At 60.6% G+C, this 21,306-nt stretch carries 21 protein-coding genes and 1 pseudogene; 15 read left to right on the top strand and 7 right to left on the bottom strand.

Going from position 1 to position 21,306, the window contains the following annotated elements; translation table 11 throughout:
- Positions 1–153: 153 nt before the first annotated feature.
- From RSO67_RS10275 to RSO67_RS10265, 3 genes and pseudogenes are all read right to left on the bottom strand, one after another.
- Positions 154–330, bottom strand: coding sequence for a hypothetical protein (locus RSO67_RS10275; RefSeq protein WP_315843393.1), 177 nt, complete (start codon positions 328–330; stop codon positions 154–156).
- Between the two features lie 114 nt (positions 331–444).
- Positions 445–1,743 carry a glycoside hydrolase family 130 protein gene (locus RSO67_RS10270; protein ID WP_315843392.1) on the bottom strand — a complete coding sequence of 433 codons (1,299 nt, stop codon included), beginning with the start codon at positions 1,741–1,743 and terminating at the stop codon, positions 445–447.
- 41 nt (positions 1,744–1,784) lie between these two features.
- Positions 1,785–4,062: pseudogene (locus RSO67_RS10265) on the bottom strand (glycosyltransferase family 4 protein).
- Between the two features lie 296 nt (positions 4,063–4,358).
- Between RSO67_RS10265 and RSO67_RS10260 the strand changes: the two are divergent.
- The 4 genes from RSO67_RS10260 (at position 4,359) to RSO67_RS10245 (ending at position 5,761) form a co-directional block, all read left to right on the top strand.
- Positions 4,359–4,487: a hypothetical protein gene (locus RSO67_RS10260; RefSeq protein WP_256461248.1), complete on the top strand. Its 129-nt coding sequence runs from the start codon at positions 4,359–4,361 to the stop codon at positions 4,485–4,487.
- 68 nt (positions 4,488–4,555) lie between these two features.
- Positions 4,556–4,795: a hypothetical protein gene (locus tag RSO67_RS10255; RefSeq protein WP_315843391.1), complete on the top strand. Its 240-nt coding sequence runs from the start codon at positions 4,556–4,558 to the stop codon at positions 4,793–4,795.
- Between the two features lie 124 nt (positions 4,796–4,919).
- Positions 4,920–5,423, top strand: a complete 504-nt coding sequence (locus RSO67_RS10250) for a ferritin-like domain-containing protein (protein ID WP_315843390.1) — start codon at positions 4,920–4,922, stop codon at positions 5,421–5,423.
- Between the two features lie 143 nt (positions 5,424–5,566).
- The gene (locus RSO67_RS10245) at positions 5,567–5,761 is read left to right on the top strand and encodes a hypothetical protein (protein WP_315843389.1); all 195 of its coding nucleotides are present in this window, start codon (positions 5,567–5,569) and stop codon (positions 5,759–5,761) included.
- Between the two features lie 219 nt (positions 5,762–5,980).
- Here RSO67_RS10245 and RSO67_RS10240 read toward each other — a convergent pair whose 3' ends face one another.
- A complete protein-coding gene (locus RSO67_RS10240) occupies positions 5,981–6,757 on the bottom strand; it encodes an SDR family oxidoreductase (RefSeq protein ID WP_315843388.1) in 777 nt (258 codons plus the stop codon).
- Positions 6,758–6,782: 25 nt separating this feature from the next.
- The gene (locus RSO67_RS10235; RefSeq protein ID WP_315843387.1) at positions 6,783–7,481 is read right to left on the bottom strand and encodes a GntR family transcriptional regulator; all 699 of its coding nucleotides are present in this window, start codon (positions 7,479–7,481) and stop codon (positions 6,783–6,785) included.
- A 181-nt stretch (positions 7,482–7,662) separates the two neighbouring features.
- Between RSO67_RS10235 and RSO67_RS10230 the strand changes: the two genes are divergently transcribed.
- From RSO67_RS10230 to RSO67_RS10210, 5 genes are all read left to right on the top strand, one after another.
- Complete coding sequence (locus RSO67_RS10230) at positions 7,663–8,919, top strand: ABC transporter substrate-binding protein (RefSeq protein WP_315843386.1); 1,257 nt, start codon at positions 7,663–7,665, stop codon at positions 8,917–8,919.
- A 120-nt stretch (positions 8,920–9,039) separates the two neighbouring features.
- Positions 9,040–9,918 (top strand): branched-chain amino acid ABC transporter permease, encoded by an 879-nt coding sequence (locus tag RSO67_RS10225; RefSeq protein WP_068734877.1) that lies wholly within the window; start codon positions 9,040–9,042, stop codon positions 9,916–9,918.
- 10 nt (positions 9,919–9,928) lie between these two features.
- Entirely contained in the window at positions 9,929–12,448 is a 2,520-nt protein-coding gene (locus RSO67_RS10220; protein WP_315843385.1) for a branched-chain amino acid ABC transporter ATP-binding protein/permease, read from the top strand.
- Between the two features lie 8 nt (positions 12,449–12,456).
- Entirely contained in the window at positions 12,457–13,404 is a 948-nt protein-coding gene (locus RSO67_RS10215) for a 3-hydroxyacyl-CoA dehydrogenase (protein WP_315843384.1), read from the top strand.
- 36 nt (positions 13,405–13,440) lie between these two features.
- Positions 13,441–14,364, top strand: a complete 924-nt coding sequence (locus tag RSO67_RS10210; protein WP_315843383.1) for a 3-keto-5-aminohexanoate cleavage protein — start codon at positions 13,441–13,443, stop codon at positions 14,362–14,364.
- Positions 14,365–14,757: 393 nt separating this feature from the next.
- Here RSO67_RS10210 and RSO67_RS10205 read toward each other — a convergent pair whose 3' ends face one another.
- Together RSO67_RS10205 and RSO67_RS10200 are read right to left on the bottom strand one after the other, a co-directional pair.
- Entirely contained in the window at positions 14,758–14,931 is a 174-nt protein-coding gene (locus tag RSO67_RS10205; protein WP_315843382.1) for a hypothetical protein, read from the bottom strand.
- Between the two features lie 290 nt (positions 14,932–15,221).
- Positions 15,222–16,241, bottom strand: a complete 1,020-nt coding sequence (locus RSO67_RS10200) for a LacI family DNA-binding transcriptional regulator (protein WP_315843381.1) — start codon at positions 16,239–16,241, stop codon at positions 15,222–15,224.
- A gap of 117 nt (positions 16,242–16,358) precedes the next feature.
- On the opposite strand from RSO67_RS10200, the gene RSO67_RS10195 reads away from it, so the two are divergent.
- From RSO67_RS10195 to RSO67_RS10170, 6 genes are read left to right on the top strand one after another with little or no spacing between them, the layout of a single operon-like run.
- Positions 16,359–17,249 carry a dioxygenase gene (locus RSO67_RS10195; RefSeq protein ID WP_315843380.1) on the top strand — a complete coding sequence of 297 codons (891 nt, stop codon included), beginning with the start codon at positions 16,359–16,361 and terminating at the stop codon, positions 17,247–17,249.
- A 7-nt stretch (positions 17,250–17,256) separates the two neighbouring features.
- Positions 17,257–18,003, top strand: coding sequence for an SDR family oxidoreductase (locus RSO67_RS10190; RefSeq protein WP_315843379.1), 747 nt, complete (start codon positions 17,257–17,259; stop codon positions 18,001–18,003).
- Positions 18,004–18,022: 19 nt separating this feature from the next.
- A complete protein-coding gene (locus RSO67_RS10185) occupies positions 18,023–18,907 on the top strand; it encodes a 3-keto-5-aminohexanoate cleavage protein (protein WP_315844215.1) in 885 nt (294 codons plus the stop codon).
- Positions 18,908–18,927: 20 nt separating this feature from the next.
- Positions 18,928–19,947, top strand: coding sequence for a zinc-binding alcohol dehydrogenase family protein (locus RSO67_RS10180; RefSeq protein WP_315843378.1), 1,020 nt, complete (start codon positions 18,928–18,930; stop codon positions 19,945–19,947).
- A 4-nt stretch (positions 19,948–19,951) separates the two neighbouring features.
- Complete coding sequence (locus tag RSO67_RS10175; RefSeq protein WP_315843377.1) at positions 19,952–20,302, top strand: cupin domain-containing protein; 351 nt, start codon at positions 19,952–19,954, stop codon at positions 20,300–20,302.
- 34 nt (positions 20,303–20,336) lie between these two features.
- Positions 20,337–21,305, top strand: coding sequence for a Bug family tripartite tricarboxylate transporter substrate binding protein (locus tag RSO67_RS10170; RefSeq protein ID WP_315843376.1), 969 nt, complete (start codon positions 20,337–20,339; stop codon positions 21,303–21,305).
- The last annotated feature ends 1 nt before the right edge of the window (position 21,306 follow it).

Raw genomic sequence — 21,306 nt, 5'->3', positions numbered from 1 at the left:
CTGGTGGCGTCCGGCTGTCGCCCAAATGACCACATAACTGGCAGCCCGTCGGACTTGTCCCGGCGGGCGTTTTGCGATGAGTTCAGCGGCTGGTTGGTGTCGCGTCGGCTTTCGCGAATGATGGTCAGGAAGGCTCGTTGGGGCTAAGTAAATTCAGGCGGCAGTGCAGCTATCCATATCGTTGTGCATGATTGTCTGGCTGGGGCGGCTATCCCATTTGACCGTGACGCTGCTCCAGTCCTTGGCGATCACGGTGCCAAAGTCATTCTTATCGTTCTTCCAAAAGACTGTCGTTCCGAGAACGAGCGCTCTTGATTTTTCACCGGTCACTGTGCGTCTCCCAAGAGTTCTATTTGCTGTTTGGTGAAAGGTGCCGACCACGGATGAGCTGGGCGTGCTGAGAAGCCACGTCCGATTGCATCTACGGGAAAACTAAGTCAGCTCTTATTTGTCCATCGCTGCGAGCAGGCTTCTTATATCGATCGTCGCGATGTTCGAGTAACTGTCCGAAATCGCATACGGGAAGATAATTTGATCGCCATGCCGCATTGCGCCGCATGTATAGACGACGTTCGGCACATATCCTTCGCGCTCGGACGGCGCAGGTCGAAGGAGCGGTTCGTCCAGGCGCCCCAGCACCTTCGTCGGGTCATTTTTGTCGAGCAGTGCTGCTCCTATCGAATATTTGCGGACCGGGCCGACACCGTGTGTCAGCAATAGCCAGCCCTCGTCTAATTCGATAGGTGAGCCGCAGTTGCCAATTTGAATGAACTCCCAAGGGGCGGCCGGCTTCAGGATCGGCGTGCCGCCATCCCATGTATAAAGATCATCCGAATAGATCAGGTAGAGGTTTTCATTGTCTTGCCGCGCGATCATCGCGAACCGCCCGTCGATTTTCCGGGGGAAAAGTGCCATGCCCTTGTTATGTGATGCGCTGCCTCTGAGGGCTGAAAAGCGAAACGTGACGAAGTCGGACGTCTCGATGATCTCCGAGCGGATCGCCCTGCCGCTATAGGCCGTGTAAGTCGCGTAATAGACCGTTCGCTCGGAATGCTCGAATTTCACGAAGCGCGCATCCTCGATGCCGTTCGATTGCGACTCCGTAATTGGAAAAATGACCCGCTCGCTGATATCCTCGCTGCTACGAAACGTGACGGCGACATCCTCCCCGCCAGGCCCAGACCCGAGGTGTTGAACTGCCGGATTTGATGCGAGGCGTGCGGTCGGGTCGATGCTGACGGTCCCGTCGGTATCTACAAGGCCTGTGCGAAATGTCAGGGATGACACATGGCCTTCACCGACTGCGCGCAGGCTGAGGATGAAGCGCAGGGCGCCAGCTGTCGTTCCCGACTGATCGGGGTGAGGCACGATGCTCGGATTGAAGAGGGCTGACGCTTCAAACGAGTATTCACTCAGGAAATAGGCGCCGACTAGCTGACGCTGAATCGTCGTGAACCGGCTATGGTCGTGGAACGCATCTTCCATTTCGTCAGCCCGGGCCTCGAATGTCTGAAGCAGATTCCGGTGGCGGCCCAGAAAGTTTTCAAGCACGTCGGCCAACTGATGTTCTGCCTGCTCGGGACTGAGCGCAAGAATCCGGTCGACGATATGATTGGCGCGCGTTTTATCTGTCGGATTGAGATCGCGTGGCTCCGTTGCTGGTTTAAACGGTCGTACGATGACTCGGGATGCATCGGGCCGGAGATAGAGCGCCTGGCGATTCAGTATCGGAGATGAGGGCAAAAGGAATCTCAATTGTCTGCTGAGAGGGGAGCGCGCCGTGATCAGGCTACGCGGGTCGCGGACTTGGATTGATCCTCGGCGATACGTGCCATGTGCCGAATTTCGGATAGTCCGAGCAGGTAGGATACGACTGACTCGCCACCGCGGTTCTCATTCGCACGGTCCGGATGCAATCCGTCACGGCAGCTTCCTGTCTCAAGATCGACGAGCGGGATAGAAAGGTCATTGCTGCCGAGGAACCACGCGAAGACCCGGGCGGCTTCGCTCTTCCATTCGATGTTTTGGTCGGCGCGCCACGCCGCAAGGCTGGCCGCGATGGTGGCAGCAGCCTCGACAGGCTGTTGGTCGAAGCTGCGCGGCTGGCGCCGGATGTCGTGAAATCCCTCCGTCCCCACCGGCCTGAACTGACCGCTGGCCGAGGTCTGCTGTGTCAACAGCCAGCGCAGGCTTCTCAGCCCGGCATTGAGATAGTCCGGCCGTTTCATTGCAGTGCCGGTGAGAATCAAAGCCTGGCAGAGTCTAGCGTTGTCATAGGAAAGTCCGTTTTCGAACCACACCCAATCGCTCGTCTCGACTTTCTCAAGAAGCGAGACGAGCCTGTCGGCCAGAATCGTCCGGATTGCATTGGCACGGCTATTGTCGGTGACGGTCGTGCAATACGCATCGAGTCCCAGCAACACGAACGCCCAGGCACGGGGCGAGAGGAAATCGCCGACCTTTGGTAAAGCCTCGGCAAAGAGTGCTGCGGCCCAGGTCCGCCGAGAGGGGTTTGCATCCGAAAGAGCGCAAACGCCCAGCGCCCAAAGCGTGCGCCCATGACTGTCTTCCGATCCGCTTTCTTCCAGCCAGCTGCGATCGAAAGCCATGAAATTTCGAAACCGGTGCGTCTCAGGATTCCACGCATGCTGGACGAAAGATGCAAAGCGAGAGGTCAGGACCTCCGACAGACGCAGTTCCCCCGGCGTGTTCAATGCGCATGCCAGCAGCAGCGCGCGGGCATTGTCGTCGATGCAATAGCCATGCAAGCGATCCGGAACACAGTGGACCGCATGCTGGAATAGCCCGGTATCGTCGCACATCGACAAGAAGTGACCAATGCGCATCTCGGGAGGTGCGCGACTATCTCGCAGGAGCGTACTCGTATCCGACTTTGCAATGGTCTTGAGCCGGTGGCGCCGAGCCGCGTTCTCGAAAACGGACATGTATCGATCGGCCGTCCGTTCCCAGGTCATGGAGCGGCTGCTGGCATAGGCGCGTTTGCGCATCGCTTGGCGCAGTGGCGCATTGATCAGAAGCTTTTCGATCTCGGTGCCGATCGCATCCGCATCCGCGAATGGGACGATGATGCCGCGGCCATCGGCAAGCAATTCACGGGCATGCCAATAGGGAGTCGATACCACGGCCTTTCCCAAGCCAAAACTATAGGCCAGGGTGCCTGACGTCATCTGAGATTCGTTCAGATAAGGCGTGACATAGACATCGCACATCGAGATGAAATCGAGCAGGGTCTCCTGATCAACGAAACGATCAAGGAAGACAACGTGATCCGCGACGCCAGCTTCGCGGGCCCTTGCAATGAGGGATTCTGCGATAGGTCTCACCTTCGTCATGTACCAGATTTGGATGGGTTGCACCCAATACGACATAGACCGCACCGGGACAGGTGCTCAGGATGGACGGCATCGCATCGATCATGAATTCGATGCCCTTATTGGGCGAAAGCAGGCCGAACGTCAGAATGACAGACCTGCCGGCAAAGCCGAGCCTCGTTTTTGCATCGTCGGGTTCCACAAAAGCGAATTCCGGAATTCCATGTGGAATGATCTCGATCTTCTCTTCGGCGACCTGATAGATGGTCCGAAGCAGTTCCCGACCTTTCTCCGCCATCACCACCACCTTCGACGACATCTCGACAACGCGTGTGAAGACATCTTTTTGTGCGGCGGTGGGCTCTGCAAGAACCGTATGGAGCGTCGTCACGATCGGCATCTTGAGCAGCGAGAGAAGCTGGATGATATCGCTCCCGGCTTCGCCGCCGAAGATACCGAATTCATGTTGAAGCGACACAACGTCGAAATGGCCGTTGTTCAGGAATTCCGCAGCACGTATGTAGTCGTTGATCAGCCCGTCATTGATCTGAATGCCAACGGTGGCTGGATAGTCATAGAAATGACCGTGATCGGTCATCGCCACGATGACGGTTTTGGAGTCTGCGCGGGCGGCTGCTACTGCACTTTGCAGATCGGTAGTGAACGTGGCGATCCCACATCGGCGTGGAAGTGAATTGCCAATGAATGCAATGCGGCTGAACACCGTCAATCTGCTGCCTCGCGATTTCAAAGTTGAAAGGGCAATCGCTCAAAATTGGCAATGCTGCGCCAGCCGCGGCATATCGGACAATTTCGTGACAAAAGCAGCGCGCTCGGCAGGGACCATCAGGGTCATCAAGGCGCGCGAGCGCAGGGTGCGCTCTTTCTTTGCGAATAGCCATCAGTATCTTCGAGGGCTGGGAGTTGGAACAAATCGGTGGGAGGTTGGCGAGAGAGCGGTGATAATAAATCGGTCTTTCAGTGCCAGCCGTGGTAACGCTCGGGCTCACATAGCGGGAGTACGATATGGCCAAGGGAAATCGCGAAACCAAGAAACCGAAGAAGGTGCCGGTCAAGACGATCGCTGCTGCAGAGAGCCTCAAAGGCGGCGGTCCCAAGATCATGCCCGCGCTGGGCGCGGTCAGAAAGAAGTAGTGTAGATTCTGTCGTGCTAGTACCGGACGTTCCAGCAGCTATCGAACTGCACGCCTGTTGACGCAGTGATGATGGATCAGAGTCACGAAATCGCAAGCTCACAGATCGAGGACAACATGTCGATCAAGACGGCTATTCGAGATGCGTACGGTACACCAGCGATGTTCGCCGGCTCCAAGACGGGGCAGGAAGATGCACCGTTTGTTTTCATCAATGTTGGCGGCGAGGAGCGCCGGATGAGATCTGCCGAGTGGGAGGCGCTGCCGCCATGGCTAGGGGAACGCCCGATCTGGGCAGGCAAAGGCTGATATTCGAGGTCCTTCCTCGTCTGCTGGAACGTAAATCCTTACGGCGACTTGTCGGGCGTGAATAACCTCAACCAGAGAATGCGAGGCCCCTGCATCAGCGGGGGCTTTTTATTGGAGAAACCCCATGGCTAAAAAGCCCAAGCTGCTCGCCGACCTTTTCCACGATACCCTCAAGGATGTGTATTTCGCCGAGAAGAAGATCTTCACAACCCTGCCGAAGATGGCGAAGGCCGCTCACGACAAGGGCCTGAAGGCGGCCTTCCTGAAACATCAGAAGGAAACCGCAGGTCAGATCAAGCGCCTAGAGAGCGTGTTCAAGATTGCCGGCAAGAAGCCCGTCGCGAAGACCTGTGCAGCCATCATGGGCATCACGAAGGAGGGTACCGAGATCATGACCGAGTACAAGGGCATGCCCGCGCTCGATGCCGGCCTCCTGGCAGTCGCTCAGGCGGTGGAGCATTACGAGATGTCTCGCTACGGCACGCTCCGTACATGGGCGCAAGAACTGGGCATGTCGGATGCGGCCTCGTTGCTCGACGCGACTCTGAAGGAAGAGAAGGCTACGGACGCTGCGCTGACCAGTCTGGCAAAGTCGGTCGTCAACGTCGAAGCTGAAGCCGAGATGTGACACAGATACCCGGCTGCTTCGGCGGCCGGGATCTGCCGGTGATTGAGAAAGTCTGGAACATTTGGCGCTGGCGAGCTTTACATTGGACAACCGCCGCACCGCGCGTCGGATACAGATGGCCTCTGCCATCATAAAGGCCAGCCATGAACATCCAGGTCGTCGATCGCGCCCTCGACATCTACGGGGCGCTCTCAGGTCATTCCGAGGCGCTCGGAGTTCGGCAAAAGCTTTCCATGCACCTCGACGAGCTGGTGGACAGCGGTGAGAAAGATCACCACCGTTTGACGGTGTACGGTCTGACATTCCTTCGCGAGTACGACCGACAGCGCAACAGCTAGCTTGTCTGAAAAGCTGCGGTGATCATAGCCGCTATCGTCGCGACGATGATCGCGGCGATGAAGCGGAAAGCTCGCGTTCTGCCTATTTCGTGCAGCGCGTTCCGGCCGACATAAAGCATTGGCTTCGCGGTGTCCGTACCTGATCCACTGCAAACTTAGAAATTAGAGACTGCTTCGCAGTATCGTCGGTTGGCTTGCTCGGGTCTTGAGCATCGACGGCTAGCCTAGCATTTGGGTGTCGCCGCAGATCGAAATAGCCTGGCCCGAGATCGTACGTCCGCGTGGGCTGGCCAGGAACAGGATCTGGTCGGCGATCTGCTCCGGAGTGACGTAGTCCTTGATTGACGTATAGGAGAACGCCGTTTTCTCCATCTCCGCAAAGGAAATGCCGCGCTGCTGCGCCTTGGCTTCCAGCACGCGGCGCTGGCGATCGCCGGCGACGAGGCCGGGCAGGATCGCGTTGACGCGGATGTTGTCGGGGCCGAGCTCGATGGAGAGCGATTTCGTGAAGCCGATGACGCCCCATTTTGCTGCGGCATAGGGCGAGCGCATCGCGAAGCCCACGCGGCCAGCTGCCGAGGACAGGTTGACGATGGAGCCATTGCTGCTCTGGCGTAGCAGCGGTACGGCGAGGCGCGTGCAGTTGAACTGGCCGGTCAGGCAGATGTTCAGGCAACGGTCCCAGTCATCGGGATGCATCTCCTCGACCTTGGCGGTCGGGCCTGCGACGCCGGCATTGTTGATGAGGACATCGAGGCCGCCGAGTTTAGCTGTTGCCTCATCGAACAGTCTTTGAACTGACGCACGATCAGCGACGTCGCAATGTGTCTGTGTGATTGCGGGATCACTCGCTGTGAGTGCGGCAAGAGCAGCCTGGTCCACATCGCAGACATGAACCTTGGCGCCTTCACCGGAAAAGGCGCGGGCGATGGCGAGGCCTATGCCATTGGCGCCCGCGGTAACGATGACGCGCAAACCCTTGATGTTGAGATCCATGGTGGCTCCGGGGACTTTGTGAGAACTAGGCGGCGAGGCCGCCGCGTGACAGGATGAAATTGGCCGCGCTGGTGATATCGGCAGCGATCCCGACTTTGGCAGCTTCGGCATCACCGATCTCGATCGCCTTGCGAACGTCCGCATGAAACCGAATGGCTTCACCTTTGGCCAGGCGATCGGGATTGCCGCGCAGATCGAGATTGATGACGGGGCCAGCCTTGAGCCAGAGCGCGCGGATGATCTCGACCAGGATCGGCGATTGCGCGGCCTCGTAAACGGCAAAGTGAAACGTCTTGTTGAGTTCGACGGCGCGCGGCAGGTCGGGTGCCTTCAATTCACTTTCTGCGCGCATGGCCGCTTCTGCGGTAGCGATGGAAGCGAGATTAGTGTCGCCACGTAGTCGCGCTGCCTCTGCTGCGGCATGACCCTCGATAGCGATACGCACCTTCGTCAGATCGCGAAACTGCGTGGCCGACATCACGGGCACGCGCACGGCACGGTTTGCCGCGACTTCCAATGCCTTGTCGGCCACAAGCCGCGACACCGCCTCGCGCACCGGCATTATGGACACGCCAAGCACCTCGGCGGCCGTACGCAATGACAGCTTTTCGCCAGGCGCGAGCCTGCCCGAGATGAGCAGATCCGCCAGTTGCGCATATGCGCGCTCGCCCAGCGTCTGGCGGTCGAGCGGCTCCACAAGGGTCAGTGCAGTCGGCAGGTTCAACGCGGTCTCCGGGTATCGTCGCGAAATTGCAGGGAGGGACTCGACAAAGTCCCCGTCTTTTGCAACTCTAACTGTGATCACAGATCACGGCAAGCGGACAAAGCCCTCTCAACAGAAGAGTGCGGCGCCTGCCGGAGGGGAAACAGCCGCGCCGCGCGGCCGTATCAGGGAGACGAATCTGATGTCGAACACCAATCAATTCACGCGCCGCAGTCTGCTGAAGACCGCAGGCGGTCTCGCACTTGCTTCCGGCCTCTCTGCACCATCGGTCCTGAGCGCGCAGACCTCCGAGGTCATCCGCATCGGCCATCTCACGCCGCGCACGGGCTTTCTCGGCCCGCTCGGCGAATATGGCGTCATGGCCATCGACCTCGCCATCGAAGAGATCAATGCCGCTGGCGGCATGATGGGGCGCAAGGTTGAGCTGCTCAAGGAGGACTCGATCAATCCTCAGACGGCTTCGACCAAGGCGGAGCGCATGATCGAGCGCGACAAGGTTGCCTGTATCATCGGCGAAATTTCTTCGGCATCGTGTCTGACCATCGCGCAGGTCGCCACGCGCAACAAGACGCTGTTCATCAACACCGGTGGAAATTCCGATGCGCTACGCGGCAAGGACTGCCAGCGCTACATGTTCCACGTCGAGTCGCAGAACTCGATGTATGTGAAGACGGTCGGCCGCTCGTTCCTGCGCGACGGTCTGGTGAAGGGCAAGAAGTGGTACTCGCTCACGGCGGACTATGCCTTCGGCCATGACCTGCTCAGCGTGTCGAAGCGCTTCATGCAGGCCAATGGCGGCAATTTCGCCGGCGACGACCTGGTGCCCACCGACGCCACGGACTTTTCTGCCTATCTCCTCAAGATACGCGAGGCCAAGCCTGATCTCGTGGTGATCAATCTTGCCGGCAACCAGATCACCAACTTCCTCAAGCAGTATGCCGAATTCGGTCTGACTTTCCCGGTCGGCGGTTTCGGCTTCGACACGGCTCTGGCCTGGGCTGCAGGCAAGGGCAATTTCGTCGGCACCTGGCCTGTGGTCTGGCATCATCTGCTGGACACGCCTGGCAGCAAGGCCTTCGTCTCGGCCTTCACCAAGAAGTACAACAAGCCGCCGGAGAACCAGGCCTGGGGCGACTACATCGCCACCAAGATCGTGGCACAGAGCATCAACGAGCTGAAATCGGCCGAGTCGCCGAAGATCATCGAGTATTTCGAGAAGGGCGCGAAGTTCGATTTGCTGAAGACACGTCCCGGCTACTTCCGCGCATCGGATCATCAGCTGATGCACGAAATGTATGCGGTGACGGCGCTGCCTGCCGACAAGATCAAGAACCAGTGGGACATCTTCTCATCGAGCCCGGCCGTCCCGGGGCCGGATGAACCGCTCGAAGTTATCGCGTCCACCGCGGAAGAGAACGTCTGCAAATTCCCGAGCTAGCAACAATGTCGGCGTTTCGCTTTCGGGCGAGACGCCGACATTCTGCTCGCGAGTTGCTTCGGTCTCGTCCTTCCGACCCCTGTCAGATGCGCGCCGGCGCGCGACTGCGGAGCCCATATCATGTCCGCCATGTTGCTCACCCAGCAGATCCTCAATGGGCTGCTTGATGGTGTCTATTATCTTCTGATTGCGCTCGGCTTGTCGCTGATCTTCTCGCTCGGCGGCATCGTGAATCTCGCGCATGGCGCGTTCTATGCGATCGGCGCCTATCTTACCCTTGTCATTTCGCCCTATCTCGGCTTCGGTGGCGCATTCGTCGTGGCCCCCGTTGTCGTTGCGCTGCTCGGTGTTGTCATCGAGCGGACGTTGTTCCGGCGCTTCTATCGGTCAGATCCCATTCTCTCGCTGTTGCTGACTTTCGGGCTCGCGATGGTCGCCGAGCAGGCCTTGCGCATGATCTTCGGCGCGCCGCCGTTGTCCTATTCGATCCCGCCAGCGCTGCGAGGTCAGGTCGCGATCGGAAGCTTCATCTATTCGTTTTATCGCGTGGTGTTGCTCGGCATTGCCGTGGCCTGTGTGGTCGGGCTCTGGGTGCTGCTGCAGAAGACCTCATTCGGCCGTGTGGTCCGGGCCGGCGTGCAAAATCCGGACATGGTCGGAGCGCTCGGTATCTCGCTGCAGCCCTATATGTCGGTCGTCGCAGCCCTGGGTATTGGTCTGGCGGGACTCGCGGGCGTGTTGCTGGCGCCGATCTATTCGATCCATCCGGCGATGGGGCAGGAGATCATCACGCCCGCCTTCGTGGTGGTAGTGATCGGCGGCCTCGGCTCGTTCTGGGGCGTGGTGATCGCTGCGCTGCTGGTCGGATTGGTCAAGGGCGTCATGGTCGGCATCGGCTATTCGGCGGCGTCCACGGCGGCGATCTATTTGTTGATGCTTCTGGTGTTGCTGTTCCGGCCGCGCGGCTTGTTCGGCGAACGCATCATGCGGTTCGAGTAAGGCGATGCCAATGTTGAATCGTCTTCCCGTTCCATTGCTGATCGCGGGCATCGGCTTGCTCATCCTGCCGCCGATCTTGCTGGCGCTCGGATTGACCGTGACGTCGGCGACGGAGATCGTCGTCTTTGCACTGGCCTGCATGGCTCTGAATATCCTGGTGGGGCACACCGGTCTCGTCTCGTTCGGTCATGGCGCCTGGTTCGGCCTCGCGGCTTATGCTGCAGCGCTGATCCAGCGCAACTGGATGCCGAATTCATTCGTCGGGCCGACGCTGCTTGCACTTGTCGTGGTGGCCATCACGGCGGCTGCCTTTGGCTACCTGATCCTGCGCCGCCGCGGCGTGTATTTCTCGCTGCTGACGTTGGCGCTCGCGGCCATGCTCTACAGCGTCTCGTTCCGCTGGACCGACGTCACCGGTGGCGAGAACGGTCTTGGCGGCATCACCCGGCCGGCACTGCTTGGCTTCGACCTCGATGCGGGTGCGACCTATTACTGGTTCGTGGCGCTGATCGCGTTTCTCGTGCTGGTCCTGCTGTGGTGCTTCCATAATTCCACGGTCGGTTCGGTGCTGGTGGCGATCCGCGAAAACGAACAGCGTGCACGCTTCCTCGGCTACCCCACCAATCGCTACAAGCTCGCCGCCTTCGTGCTGTCGGCTACCATCACCGGGCTGGCTGGCATTCTGCTGCTCTACAAAAACCGGATGACGTCGGCGGATCCCATTTCGGTGGCGTTCTCCGGCGAGTTGCTGGCCATGGTCGTGATCGGCGGCATGCGCAGTTTCCTCGGGCCGGCGTTGGGCGCGCTCTTCTTCATTCTGTTTCGTGAGTTTCTCGGCATCTATTCTGAGAACTGGTTGTTCTGGTTCGGTCTCGTTTTCGTTGGCTTCATCATCTTCTCGCCTACCGGCCTGATCGGCATGGGCGAGCGGCTGATCGCGCCATTCCGCAAGAAAGTGGAAGAAGACGCGGCGATGTCGGCGCGGCGCATCGAAGTATTGCCGTTGCCGGAATTCCTGAAGCCGAAATCGTCCGTCGATGGCGCTGTGCTTGCCGCCAGCCATATGGTGAAGAGCTTCGGTGGCATCAAGGCGGTGCAGGGCGTCGACATCGCCATCGCCGATCGCACGCTGCATGCGCTGATCGGTCCGAACGGTGCCGGCAAGACCACCGCGTTCAATCTGCTGTCGGGCATGTACAAGCCGGATCAGGGCAGTGTGTCGCTGATGGGCAGGCCTATCGCCGGCCATACGCCGGAAGATATTGCGAGGGCAGGTATTGGGCGTTCGTTCCAAATCACCAACCTGTTTCCCGCGCTCAGCGTTGGCGAAAATATCCGCCTCGCGGTGCAAGCACGGCATCCGCGGCGCTTCGATCCCGTGACCAACGCGCTATCGATTGGCGCAATCAACGCGGAGACCGATGCGGTGATCCGCTATCTCGGCCTCGCAGGAATCGAGAAGGCAGAGGCGGGCATGCTGTCTTACGGCGGTCAACGCCTGCTCGACATGGGCGTCGCGCTGGCCACGGCGCCGCGCGTCCTGTTGCTTGACGAACCGCTTGCAGGCCTCGCTGCTGCCGAACGTGAACGTATCGGTGCGATCATCAAGCGCATCTCGACCGATTTGCCGGTTCTGCTGGTCGAGCATGACATCGATCGGGTGTTCCAGCTGGCCGACCACGTCACCGTCATGAATGAGGGACGCGTATTGCTGGATGGCTCCGTCGAAGAGGCGCGGTCCAGCCCGAAGGTGCAGGAAGTCTATATCGGGTCGGGTACGACGGCTGTGGCTGCGCGCCCCCGTGAGACCGCGGCGGGGGCGAAGCCGCTGCTGTCGGTGAAGAATGTCGATACGTTCTATGGCAAGAGTCATATTCTCAACGACGTCAATTTTACCCTGCACGAGAACGAAATCATCGCATTGCTCGGGCGCAATGGCGCGGGTAAGTCGACCTTGCTCAAGTCGTTGATCGGGATCGCACCGGCTTCGAATGGCTCTATTCAACTGGCGGGCAGCGAGTTGATCGGCCTGTCGTCTGCGGAAGCCGCGCGGCTCGGCATCGGTTACGTACCGCAGGGACGCGCCTTGTTCGCAGGCATGACCGTCGAGCAGAATCTCGAACTTGGTGGTCTGAAGCGGCAGACTGGCAATGGCGTGCATTGGACCCGCGAGCGCATCTACGACTATTTCCCGCGCATTCGTGAGCGTCTCGACAGTCCCGCCGATTATCTGTCAGGCGGCGAGCAGCAGATGGTGGCCGTGGCGCGCGCACTGTCGGGCGACGTCCGCGTCTTGTTGCTTGATGAGCCATTCGAAGGATTGGCGCCCGCGGTCGTGGAGCAGTTGTTTGAAACCTTTGACCGGCTCCGCAAGGAAATTGCCATTATCATCGTCGATCATAATCTCGATCTCGCTTTGGCTTTGTCCGATTCGACGGTGGCGCTGGAACGGGGCAAGGTCATTCATCAGGGGCCGTCGAAGGCCCTGCGTGACGATCTCGATCTGCGCCGCAAGGTGCTGTGGCTGTGAGAACATCAATGACACTGAATAATCGACATGTAGCGATTGTTGGCGTTGGCTTGATTGGGCGGGCCTGGGCAACGATCTTCGCCCGCGCAGGTTGGACCGTGCGATTGACCGATCCGCATCGCCCGACGCTGGATGCTGCGCCCGGGCTTATTCGAGATGAACTGCATGCGCTCGCCCGCCACGGACTTGCCAATGATCCCGACGGCGCCGCCGCGCGCATCTCGATCGCGGAAAGTCTGGCCGATGCGGTGAAGAACGTTTCCTTCGTGCAGGAGAACGGCCCTGAAAATGTCGATCAGAAGATCGCCATCTTTTCCGAGCTGGATCGTCTTGCGCCTCCGGGCGCATTGCTCGCGTCATCCACCTCGGCCATCGTCGCCTCTCGCTTCACGGAAGCGCTTCCGGGGCGCGCGCGATGTCTTGTCGGTCATCCCGTCAACCCGCCGCATCTGGTGCCGTTGGTCGAACTATGCGGCGCATCCTGGACCTCGCAGGAGACCATCGACCGCGCGCGTGAGATCTATCGCGAGATTGGGCAGGTCCCCGTGACCGTCAACCGCGAGATCAACGGTTTTATTCTCAATCGCCTACAGGGCGCTTTGCTCGCCGAGGCGTTTCGTCTTGTCGGCGAAGGTTACGTCTCTGCGGAGGATCTCGATCACACCGTGAAGGACGGCCTGGGTCTGCGCTGGTCGTTCCTCGGGCCGCTGGAGACCATCGAGCTCAATGCGCCCGGCGGCATCCCCGATTACTGCGCGCGCTACACCGGTTTCTACAAAGAGCTGGCCGCTGCATCGGCAGGACCCGAAGTCTATCAAAGCCCGAATGTCGACCGGGTGATAGCAGCCTGGCCGCATCAGCCGTCGCCCGACCGGATTGCCGCGCTGACGCAGCAACGCAACGAACGCCTCGCAGCGCTGGCGGCTCACAAGGCCGCGCAGCGCCCCAAATCCTGAACCGTACGATTTCTCAACAGCAAGACGGAGACTGACATGAGCCGCAAAGTCATTATCACCTGTGCCGTAACGGGGGCGATCCATACGCCCTCGATGTCCAAGGCATTGCCGGTGACGCCGCAGGAAATCGCCGACGCCGCCGTGGATGCGGCGGAAGCGGGTGCCGCCATCGTGCATCTGCATGCGCGCAACCCGAAGACCGGGCAACCCGATCAAAGCCCTGAAGCATTCGCGCCGTTCCTGAAGATCATCAAGCAGCGCACCAATGCGGTGATCAATCTCACCACCGGCGGAGCGCCCACCATGACGGTGGATGAACGCGTACGGCCTGCTGCGGTCTACAAGCCGGAAGTCGCCTCGCTCAATATGGGCTCAATGAATTTCGGATTCTTCGGGATGCTGAACCGCTTCAAGAAGTTCGATCATGACTGGGAATTGAAGCACCTGCAGAACAAGGACATCGTGTTCCGCAACACGTTTCAGGACATTGAGTACGTCCTGAAGACGCTGGCCGAGACGGGCACGCGCTTCGAGTTCGAATGCTACGACACGGCGCATCTCTATAATCTCGCTTACTTCCTCGAACAGGGGCTGGTGAAGCCGCCGCTGTTCATCCAGACGGTGTTCGGTCTGCAGGGCGGTACAGGTGCACATCCCGAAGACGTGCTGCACATGAAGCGCACGGCGGATCGTCTGTTCGGCGACAAGTATGTCTGGTCGGTGCTCGGTGCCGGTCGCAATCAACTGCCGATCGCGGCGATGGCTGCGGCGATGGGCGCCAACATCCGTGTCGGTCTGGAAGATTCGCTGTGGGCGGCGCCAGGTCGCATGGCCTCCTCGAATGCCGAGCAGGTCACTCTCGCGCGCAAGATCGTCGAAGGCCTCGGCCTTGAAATTGCAACCCCGGATGAAGCGCGCGAGATGCTTGATCTGAAGGGTGGGGACAAGCTGGAGGTTTAAGCTATCTCTGGAGGAGGCGGACAGTGCAAGAGATGTCCGCCTCCTCCGCTTTAGGGGAACCCCGTTGGCAGATGCCCGCTTCTGACACAAAGTCGACGTTGTGGGTTACCGCTCTTGGCGGAAGGCGGACATTTGGCGTGCTGGACGTCGCGCAGATCGCATACTTTATCGTTCATGAATTTGGCATTTCTCAACCAAATCTCTCCGTATAGTTCTGTTCACCATCTGCTTTAGGGAAGTAGCGAGCCGCATAAGAGATGCTGTGTCATGCTCGAAGATCAACTTCGACAAGGAGGCGTCAATGGCCCTTATCATTATGCCGTTTTTGGTGACCGCAGCGGCTGTCGGTATGTTTGTCCTGGCGACCGAACGCGCCGATGACAAACAATGCAGTTAGGCGCGCGGCTGGTCAGATTTAGAAATCTCCGGCTGATTGGAGAGCAACTGAACAGCTTGCGAGATCAACAAGGCTACATCGCTTAGATCCAGGCGTTGGGCCCGGCCTCGCATGATGTGCAGATCGTTTTTCAACAGAATAAGTTGAGCGCGGCGAGAAACATCAGACATCTTAGGTTCCCTAGCGTGGGAACCGCCCAGCTTCATCATATGGAATATAAAGTTCGGCCGAATTACTGCAGATGAATGTTCAATACATCCCATATGACGTCAGATCTGTCATGCAACGCGCTCTTGTCTGATCACTCGCTTGTTATCGTTTGGGCGTAGTCGCTTCTGGATTTGGCCGAATTGATAAGGAACGTCGGGGGCGTTTGCCGGTATGCGAGTCCGCCCTTGTTCAAAGCGAAGGGGCGCAAACCAGAATCACGTTTGCTCAATTAATCAGATCCAACGCCGGCTTATCGCGAGATCCTTGGTGGCTGTGTCGAGCGGCGCACGACGAGCAGGGGCGCTGTGACGACATAAGGCGCATCGCCGCGGACGCCTTCGATCAGGTCGAGCAGGAGTTGGCCGGTCTGTTCACCCATCTCGCGGTGGCTGATGCGGATCGTGGATAGCGGCGGATCCACCAGATCCACCAGCGGCATGTCGTTGTGACCGATCACTGACAGATCTTCCGGACATCGCCGGCCCGTTTCGCGCAACGCTTCATAGATGCCGAGCGCGAGGAGATCGTTGGCTGCGACGATGGCGGTGGCCTCAGGCTGTCGTGCGAGCAGTCTGAGTGCGGCAGCGCGTCCTGCCTCGCGCGTGAATGCTTCAGCTTCTTCGATATCATTGTCGGCCGGCGCGAAACCCGCTTCGTGCATCGCCTCCACGAAACCGCGGCGGCGGAGCGATCCGGTCGATAGCATTTGCGGGCCGGCGAGATGGAGGATGTGGCGATGCCCAAGTTCGAGAAGATGCGCAACCGCGAGCCGCATGCCGGCCACATCGTCCGAGACCACCGAAGGCACACGCGCTTCAGCTTCCGCGCGATTGACAAGCACGACAGGGATTTTCCAACTCAGGCAACGCTCGATCGAATTATCCTTGAGCGCGACATTCGCCAGCACGAGGCCATCCACGCGGCGCGCCACGAGCCGTTGAACGATGTCGTCGGCGCCCGTCCGTTGCGGTTGCGGGTCGGCGACGATCAGCGCGTAGCCGCGCGCCGATAGCACGTCTTCGAGACCGCCGATGATGGGCGAGAAGACCGGGTTAGCGATGTCCGGGACGATGATGCCGACCATGTTCGAACGGCCGCTGCGCAGACTCGCGGCCACCGTGTCCGGGCGGTAACCCAGCCGCTCCGCTGCTTCCAGAATCCGGCGCACAACCGGCTCGCCGATCCGTCCGCGGCGGGCAGGGTCGAGCGCGCGCGAGACGGTGGACGGGTGCACCCCCACTTCGCGCGCCACATCTTTGATTGTCGTCATCACTGCCACGATCTCCAAACTATCTGGTGCGGTTGACTTGCGCAATCGATTGCACTATGTGTGCAATCGATTGCGCAGCGTGGATAGCCAAAAAATTGCAATGTGAGGGAGTGGTCGATGATCATTACGCGCCAGGAGGACGTGACCGACGTTGTGCTTGCCGCGATGAGCGCTGCACCCAATGAGCGGCTGCGCACGGTCATGACCTCCTTCGTTCGCCATCTGCACGACTTTGCCCGCGAGGTCCGGCTGACCGAGGCGGAGTTCGAATTCGCCATCGATTTCCTCAACCGGATCGGCCAGACCACCACTGACAGCCATAACGAGGGCGTGTTGTTCAGCGACGCGGTCGGGCTCTCGACATTGGTCTGCCTGTTGAACAACGGCCAGGACGGCGCGAGCGAGACCGCTGCAGCGTTGCTCGGGCCGTTCTGGCGGGCGAACGCTCCGCGCGTGGAGAATGGTGCCTCCATCTTGCGTTCGCCGACACCCGGCGCACCGCTGTTCGTCGATTGCCGCATCACCGACGCGCTGGGAGCGCCGCTCTCGGGTGTCAGCGTTGATGTCTGGCAGGCCTCGCCATCGGGAATGTACGAAAACCAGGACGCCGGTCAGGCTGACATGAATTTGCGCGGTGTGTTTGAGACCGATGCGAACGGCCGCTTCGCGTTCCGCTCGGTCAAGCCTGCAGGCTATCCGGTGCCGACCCATGGTCCGACCGGGGAGATGCTGGCTGCGCAGCGCCGGCATCCGTTCCGGCCGGCGCATCTGCATGTGCTTGCCTTCAAGCCGGGCTTCAAGACGCTGATCACGCAGATCTTCGTCGATGACGACGAGCATCTGGAAAGCGATGTCGTATTCGGCGTGACGCGCGCGCTGATTGGCGATTTCCGCAAGGGCGAAGGCGCGCCGCCAGCGCCGGACGTCGTTGGCGAATGGTTCAGCCTCAACTACACATTCGTCATGGAGCCCGGCGAGGCCGTGCTCCCGCATCCTCCCATCAAGTGAGCTGTCGATGTCGGATATTCTCGCGAACAAGGTAGCCGTGGTGATCGGCGGTTCGGGCGGCATCGGCGCCGCGGCCGCGCAAGCCTTGGCCGCCGAAGGTGCCCGTGTCGTCGTGACCTGGCGTTCCGGCGAGGCAGCCGCCAACGCGTTGCTGGCTGGCCTTCCGGGCGAGGGCCATCTCGCCAGACGCGCGGTAATTGAAGATAGCGCAACGCTGACGGCGCTTGCCGGCGAGGTGGATCGAGCGTTCGGCCGCTGCGATATTCTCGTCAATACCGCGGGCTACACGAAGCCCATTCCGATCGGCGATCTCGACGCGCTGACCGACGATTTCATCGACGACATGTTCAAGGTCAACTGGCGCGGCCAGTTTGCCGCCATCCGCGCTTTCGCGCCGCTGCTCAAGGCCGGAGGCGACGGGCTCGTCGTCAACGTCTCCTCGATCGCGGGGCTGAATGGCGTCGGCTCCAATCTGGCTTACGCGGCGATCAAGGCCGGGATCGACACCATGACCAAGTCGCTCGCGCGGGCATTGGCGCCGGCGGTACGCGTGATGGCAGTGTCGCCGGGCGTCGTGGCCACTGACTTCGTGCCGGGCCGCGATGCGGCCGCACTCGAAAAGGTCGCGGGGACCATTCCGCTCAAGCGTGTTGCGACGGCCGAGGACGTCGGCCGCGCGATCGCGGCCTGCGCCACCCACCTGACCTATTCCACCGGCTCGCTGATCGTCGTTGACGGCGGCCGAGCGTTATAAGGAGAGATTGATGCGCCCGATGCTCGACAAGATCGTCATCACTTGCGCCGTCACTGGCAACCTGACGCGGCCGGACCAGACCCCGCATCTGCCAATCACGCCGGAAGAAATCGCCGACGCCTGCCTCGGTGCCGCTGAAGCCGGCGCGGCAGTCGCGCACATCCATGTGCGAGAGCCCGGCACCGGCGCGCCGTCGATGAAGCTCGACTATTATCAGGACGTCGTGGCGCGCATCCGCGCGCGCAATCGCAACCTGATCCTGAACATCACCACCGGTCCCGGCGGTCGCTTCGTGCCTTCGCAGGACGATCCCAAGGTCGCCGCCGCCGGCACCACGCTGATGAACCCGGAAGAACGCGTCGCCCATATCACGGCGCTGAAGCCCGACATCTGCACGCTCGATCTCAACACCATGAATTCCGGCGGTCAGGTGGTGATCAACACGCCCGGCAATGTGCGCCGCATGGCCAAGGTCATCCGCGAGGCCGGCGTGAAACCCGAGATCGAACTGTTCGATTCCGGCGATATCGCGCTGCTGCACGATCTCCTCGCCGACGGTACACTCAGCGGCCCGGCGCTCACCTCCTTCGTGATGGGAGTGAAATACGGCTTCCAGCCGTCGCCGGAAACGGTGCTGTATGCGCGCGGTCTGCTGCCGCGGGATGCGCATTTCACGGCCATTGGCATCGGCCGCTCCACGTTTCCCATGGTGGCGCAATCGGTGCTCGCCGGCGGTCATGCCCGCACCGGTCTGGAAGATGCGGTGATGCTCGGCCGCGGCGTACTGGCGCCGTCGAACGCCGTGATGGTGGACAAGGCACGCCGCATCATCGAAGAACTCGGCGCGCAGATCGCGACGCCTGCTGAAGCACGCGCACTGTTCGATTTGCCGGGCGCCGCATAACACAGCATTCGAGGACTGAAATGACTGCAGCCGCCAAGACTTCCTCCAGCGTCACCGCAACATGCCTGCGGGTCGCCGCCAAGGCTGATCGCATCGAGAATGTGGCGCTCGGCATCGAGCAATGCACACTCGCCTGCGCCAGGCCAGGCGATGCGCTGGTTGAGATAAAGGCCGCCGCGATCAATCCGTCGGACGCCAAGGCGACGCTCGGTCTGATGCCGCATGCCGTATTTCCGCGTACGCCTGGTCGGGACTTCGCCGGCGTCGTGATCGACGGACCGGCCGACCTGATCGGCAAGGAAGTGTTCGGCTCGTCCGGCCAACTCGGGATCGGTCGCGATGGCACCCATGCGACGCATCTGGTGGTCGAAGCGTCTGCGCTGGTCGAGAAGCCGGCAAACATCAGCCTCGCGGAGGCGGCTGGCATCGGCGTGCCCTTTGTCACCGCGCAGGAAGGCTTTCGTCGCAGCGGCATGCCGAAACCCGGCGAGACGGTGTTGATCCTCGGTCTGAACGGCAAGGTCGGTCAGGCGGCGACGCAGATTGCGTCATGGCAGGGCGCTCGCGTGATCGGCGTCGTCCGCAAGGACGAGCTATATGCCGGCCATGCCCATGGCGAGGTGACCGTCGTCGATTCCAGCCGCAATGACGTCGCGGCGACCGTGCGCGAACTCACCGGCGGCAAGGGCGCGGACATCGTCTATAACACTGTCGGCGAACCCTATTACGAGGCCGGCACGAAATCGCTCGCGCATCTCGGTCGCCAGATCTTCATTGCCTCCACCAAGGCCACCGTGCCGTTCGATATCTTCGCCTTCTATCGCGGCAAGCACACCTTCTTCGGTGTCGACTCGCTGTCGCTGTCATCGCCGGAAGCCGGCGAGATCCTGCACGAATTGGTGCCGGGTTTCGCCAGCGGGGCATTGAAACCGTTTCCGATCAAGCCGGACGCGATCTACCCGCTGGAGCGCGCTGCAGAGGCTTATGTCGCCGTGCTCGGCTCCTCGCGCGATCGTCTTGTTTTTCAGCCGAATGGGTGAAGCCATGCATGTTGTCCGCCTGAACGATGCCCCACGCTACGAAGCCCCTGGCCACAATGACATGCGGATGTTCCGCCTGCAGGGCCGCGACGCCGGGCCCGCTGATGTGATGTGGCTCGGCATGAGCCAGATCCTGCCGGGCGGCAGCATTACGCCCTCGGCTTCGCCGGAAGAGAAGTTCTATGTCGTCCTCGAAGGCGAGGTGACCTTCGAGACGCCGGATGGCATCGTCACCCTCGGCATCTGGGATTCCTGCCGCATCGCGCCCAACGAGACGCGCGCGCTGCGCAACGAGACGAAACGACCGGCGGTGGTGTTGCTTGCAATGCCACTGCCCAACACCGCCAGAGGCTGAAAGCCCGGCACTTGGTTTTTTAAGGGAGATAATGATGGATCGCCGACACTTCATGATCGGCTCCGGCCTCGCCGCGACTGCGGCGCTGATGGGCAGCGGAGCCATTGCACAGACTTATCCGAACCAGCTCGTTCGTATTATCGTGCCGTTTTCCGGCGGCAGCATTACGGACATCCTTGCCCGTTCGGTGGCCGAGAAGCTGACCGCGAAATGGAAGCAGCAGGTCATCGTCGAGAACAGGCCCGGCATCGCTGGCGTCAGCAGCGTCGCCAAGGGAGCGACCGATGGCTCGCAGATCATGCTGACCTCAAACGGCCACAGCGTGGTCGGCGTGGTCAACAAGAACCTCAACTTCGATCCGATCAAGGATTTCGCTGCGATCAGTCGTGTCGGATCGACGCCGTCCATCCTGATCGTCCCGCCGGATGCACCGTTCAAGACGCTGGCCGAACTGATCACCGCGGCGAAGGCCAAGCCGGATTCGCTGAGCTACAGCTCGGCGGGCGTCGGCAGTGCCACTGGCATCGCGGCCGAACTGTTCAGGCATCTCACGCAGACCAAGATGGTACTGATCCCGCATCGCGGACTGCCGGAATCCCAGATCAGCATCATGCGCGGCGATACCTCGGTTGCCTTCACCTATTTCGGTGTCGGCGGTGATCTCATCCAGTCCGGCAAGCTGCGCGCACTGGCGGTCACCGGCAAGAGCCGCATGGCGCAACTGCCTGATGTGCCGACTTTCGCCGAGGCGGGGCTCCCCGAATTCAGCTATGATAGCTGGTTCGGCCTGCTCGCCGCCGCGGCAGTGCCCAAGTCGATCGTCGACCAGATCGCACGCGACGCCGCCGAGGCGCTCAGCGATCCGGCCCTGATCAAGCAATTCACCGGACAGGGCGTCGATCTTGCGAGCTCGACACCGGAAGCGTTCGAGGCCGAGTTGCGCAGCGATGCGGAGCGTTATGGCAAGCTCGTCGCGATGTCGACGGACGGGGCGGTCAAGTAAG

The organism is Tardiphaga sp. 709 (assembly GCF_032401055.1).
Lineage (GTDB): Bacteria > Pseudomonadota > Alphaproteobacteria > Rhizobiales > Xanthobacteraceae > Tardiphaga.
The sequence above is the reverse complement of the archived record's forward strand: the minus strand, read 5'-3'. Positions and strand labels throughout refer to the sequence as shown.